This is a genomic window from Bradyrhizobium sp. MI1.7 (assembly GCF_055811795.1).
Genome location: NZ_JBVVPO010000280.1, coordinates 1 through 314, shown reverse-complemented (window position 1 = coordinate 314; position 314 = coordinate 1). Strand labels below are relative to the sequence as shown.

Genomic DNA, 314 nt, shown 5'->3' with positions numbered 1-314 from the left:
CTTTTCGGCGGATCCGCTGAATTGCTAATTGATCATGCGGTCGCCTCCTCGCGGGTCCATCGGAACTCGCTTCCATCTGCCCAGATCCGATGCATCACGATCGCTAATTTTCGTGCGACTGCTACGACCGCTCGGCGAAGGCCGCGTCGCTTGGCCACCCTTACACCCCAAGCTTTCAATGCGGACCAACGCTTGGTGCGGGTTAGAAGTGCAAGCGCTGCCTGATAAAGTATGGTGCTGAGCATCACATCGCCACACCTCGAAATAGCGCCATTCCGATCGGTTTCCCCAGATGCGTATTTGCGTGGCGTAAG

General features: G+C 56.7%; 1 protein-coding gene. It reads right to left on the bottom strand.

The genetic code is table 11. From position 1 onward, the window contains the following. Window positions 1-32 precede the first annotated feature (32 nt). A partial coding sequence (locus tag AC0L3X_RS47515; protein WP_473317668.1) for a transposase occupies window positions 33-314 on the bottom strand: 282 nt, incomplete at its 5' end.